This is a genomic window from Microcystis sp. M090S1, assembly GCF_020246295.1.
Taxonomy (GTDB): Bacteria; Cyanobacteriota; Cyanobacteriia; order Cyanobacteriales; family Microcystaceae; genus Microcystis; species Microcystis aeruginosa.
In genome coordinates this window covers 1-3900 of record NZ_JADBTF010000376.1, presented here as the reverse complement: position 1 = coordinate 3900, position 3900 = coordinate 1, and the positions used below count along the sequence as shown (strand labels likewise).

General features: G+C 39.1%; 2 protein-coding genes. Both read left to right on the top strand.

Features of this window, described 5'->3' with window-relative positions:
• Nucleotides 1-382 precede the first annotated feature (382 nt).
• Nucleotides 383-3406, top strand: coding sequence for an exonuclease subunit SbcC (gene sbcC / locus IM477_RS16685; RefSeq protein ID WP_287732686.1), 3024 nt, complete (start codon nucleotides 383-385; stop codon nucleotides 3404-3406).
• 19 nt (nucleotides 3407-3425) lie between these two features.
• Complete coding sequence (locus IM477_RS16680; RefSeq protein WP_061430532.1) at nucleotides 3426-3680, top strand: MoaD/ThiS family protein; 255 nt, start codon at nucleotides 3426-3428, stop codon at nucleotides 3678-3680.
• The last annotated feature ends 220 nt before the right edge of the window (nucleotides 3681-3900 follow it).

Below are 3900 nucleotides of genomic sequence, written 5' to 3'. Positions count from 1 at the left end.
GTGTGGGGTAAAATCGAAACGAATAGGCTTTTTCCATGTCCTTTCACACTAGCATATATTTCGTAAATGTGCTAATATTTAACAGTAAAGCCGTCGTAGAACGACGGGGTTTCAGACCCAAAATTTCCGATGATGATGGTGAGGAGAATTGCGGAGAACCAAAAAAGCGCATTTGCTCCCGGCTTGATTTCAGTTAAGCTTTGATTAGAGGTTATTGTAGGAGAGAGTTATTGATACCGAATAGATTCACCCAGAGGTATTGCGCTGAAGCTATCTTGTCCTCGGTTTTTTATCCTCTGATTAATTTCTAAGTTGTACTGTATTCTCCCCACTTCCCCACTTCCCCACTTCCCCACTTCCCCACTTCCCCACTTCCCAGCTTATGATTCCCCTACAATTAACCCTGAAAAATTTTCTCAGTTATCGCGAGGCAGTGCTAGATTTTCGCGGATTACATACTGCCTGTATTTGTGGTGCCAATGGTGCGGGAAAATCCTCTTTACTCGAAGCAATTACTTGGGCAATTTGGGGAGAAAGTCGCACCTCGATTGCTGATGATGTGATTCATGCGGGCAGCGATTATGCGCGGGTAGATTTCGAGTTTAGTTATGGGGGAGAAATCTATAAAATTATCCGTAGTCGTCACCGGGGAGGGAAAGCTTCTAGTTTAGATTTTCAGGTGATTAATGATCAGAGTTTTCGTCCTTTATCGGGTAAAAGTATTAAAGATACCCAAGCACAGATTAATACTTATCTAAAAATAGACCATAAAACTTTCATTAATTCTGCTTATTTACGGCAGGGACAAGCGGACGAGTTTATGAAACAGCCTCCCAGTGGTCGTAAACAGATTTTAGCAGAATTATTGCAACTCGATCGCTATGAAATTTTAGCAAATAAAGCCAAGGATATATCGAAACAATTTGATGGACAGTCCCTCCAGATCGAGCAGCAAGTAGAAACTATCAAACTCCGTCTTCAGGAGAAAAATTCTTATCGGGAACAGCTGCAAGAGTTAAGCACCCAAATTGACCAAATTAATCAAGAACAAGAGGTAAATAATCGGCGTTTACAGCAACTACAGGGGGAAGAAAATCAGCGTCAGAATTGGGAAAAACAGCTGCAGTGGCAAAGAGAACAGGAGCGAGCTTTATTAGCAGAAATCGAGAGATTAGACCGGGAAAAAGTTAGTCTAGACAATCAATTAAATCAAATAAAGACTATTTTTCATCGCAAAAATGAGATTATTACCGCACACGAGCGCCTAATCAATTTAGACAAGAAAGAGGCAAGTTTGTCAAGTCAATTGCAAGCTTGGCAACAGGCCCAGTATGATAAACAACAATTAGAACAGAAATTACAGCAAAAAATTAACGAATTTACCCTTCCTATCCAACAAACGAGCGCTCGTTTAGAAGAATTGGGAAGACAGGAACAAGAAACTCAAAAAATTATCGAGCAAGCGGGGGATACTCAAGCAGGATTAGAGAAATTAAATTATCATCGTCAACGTCTTCAGGAATTGGATAGATTAGCTTTAAAATATGCTCCTTTAAATAGCCGAAAAGCTGATTTAAATATGCAGTTGGAACGGGAAAAAGCTAAGATCAATGCTCGTTGGGAACAACTGCAAAGAAATCGGCAACAATTAGAGACAGAAATCGCTCGTATTCCTCTACTAAGAGAGGAAGCTCTCAATTTAGCCAAACGGATTAAGGAACTGGATAAAAAACAAACCTATTGTGAACGAGTTGAAGAAAAGGAAACTCTTAAACAAGTGGATAAAAAAAGTTTATTGGAGCAACAGAAAAGATATGAAGAACAACTTTTAGAGTTAACTGATAAATTGGAAAAATTAAATATTCCCGATTCGGTTTGTCCTCTGTGTGAACAGAATTTAGACAGTCATCACCGTCATCAGGTAATCAGGAAAACCCATCAACATCAAGAACAAATTCAAGAGCAAATCTGGTCCCTACAGGAACAGATGGCAGACTGCGATCGAGATTTAAAACGTTTAGGGAAGGAATTAGCCCAAATTAAACAAGAATTGCCAGCAAGATCGAATCTACAACAAAAATATGTGCAGTTGGAAGTCAAGTTAGAAACTATTGAAGAAAAGGAAATAGAACTAGAGAAAACCGAGGAGATACTTGTCGAGTTAGAAGCACTTTTAAGCAGTGGCAATTATGCCCTAGAATTACAGCAAGAATTACAAATTGTCAATCAAGAAATCGCCTTTTTAAACTATGATGAACAAAGTCATGCTTTAGTCAGAGGAGAAGAAAAAAGATGGCGTTGGGCAGAAATTCAAGAATCAGAAATTAAGCAAGCAAACCGTCGTTTAGCTAATATAAAGGCCGAGAAACCTAATTTAATTAATCAATTAGCTAGACTAGAACAAGAGAAGCAAGAACTAGGTCAAAACTCCCCACTTAAACAGGAAATTAAACGCTTAGAAAAGTTTATTCAAAACTTAAATTATGATCGCAGTGAACATCAGAATATTCAAAATCTTATCCGACAATTACAGGGGGTAAGATTACAGTATCAAGACTGGCAACAAGCAGAAAAAAATTATCCAGAAATAGCCGCTAAAATCGCTGAGATTGAGCAAAGATTACAGCTGCGAAATCAGGATCGCCAGAAGCTGAATCAGGAGTTAGCAAATATTAGTCAAAAGATTGGTACTTTGACTGACTATCGCCAAGAAATAGCCGCATTATCGACCAATATTCAACAGCGAAGACAGATAATTGATGGATTGCTCTCCCAAAAAGGTCGGGTTGAGGAGAAATTACATCAACTAGAAACTTTAGGTAAACAACTGACAGAAAAAGAGGGCGATTTAGCTAAAGTTAAAAAACAATATACAGTTTATAAAGAGTTAGCCATAGCTTTCGGTAAAAATGGTTTACAAACTCTGATGATTGAGAATGTTTTACCTGAGTTAGAAGCCCAAACTAATTATATCTTAGCTCGCTTAACTGGTAATCAATTTCATGTGCAGTTTTTAACCCAAAAAAGCGGTAAAGGTACGAAGAAACAGCGACAAAAGTTAATCGATACTTTAGATATTATTATTGGCGATACCCGCGGCTCTCGTCCCTACGAAACCTATTCAGGAGGAGAAGCTTTTCGGATTAATTTCTCGATTCGATTAGCTTTAGCGAGATTATTGGCACAAAGAGCCGGAACAGCCCTACAAATGCTCATTGTTGACGAAGGATTCGGAACTCAGGATGCGGAAGGATGCGAGCGCTTAATTGCGGCAATTAACGCTATATCCGCCGATTTTGCCTGTATTTTGACTGTCACCCATATGCCCCAATTTAAAGAAGCTTTTCAACATCGCATCGAAGTCCGCAAAACCGAACAGGGTTCTCAATTAATGTTATTATCCTAGGAAAAATATTGATGTAAAGATGGAAAAGATTACGATCACAGTCAAACTATTTGCTATTTATCAAGAAGTCTATCAAACTTCACAATTAAACCTCGAATTTCCTGCCCACACTTCCGTTACAGAAGTGTTAAACTATATTATAGCCCCCTATCCTCAATTAGAAAGATGGCGCGATGTTACTCGTTTTGGAGTTAATCTTCAATTTGTTTCGGGAGAGAAAATCCTCGAAAATGGCGATGAGATAGTTTTGATTCCCCCCGTTAGTGGTGGCTAAATGGGGTTTGCTGAAAAAGTACGGGCGAAGCATTCGGATAGAAAATCTACGGTTTCACCGATAGGTTATTGTCCGAATGCTTCGCCCCTACAGGACGCGGGCGGATGAAGACTGAAGGTTTTGAAGCACGATTCTCTCAAAATCTTGCACCTGTTTCGCTCGTAAAGCCACAAAACCCTTACCTTGCCTACATTTCACATTTATTCAGCAAGCCCTAAAT

What these genes read in the sequence shown, in the direction of transcription:
- IM477_RS16680 (WP_061430532.1), top strand. Translation starts at nt 3,426, where the DNA reads ATGGAAAAGATTACGATCACAGTCAAACTATTTGCTATTTATCAAGAA.
- sbcC (WP_287732686.1), top strand. Translation starts at nt 383, where the DNA reads ATGATTCCCCTACAATTAACCCTGAAAAATTTTCTCAGTTATCGCGAG.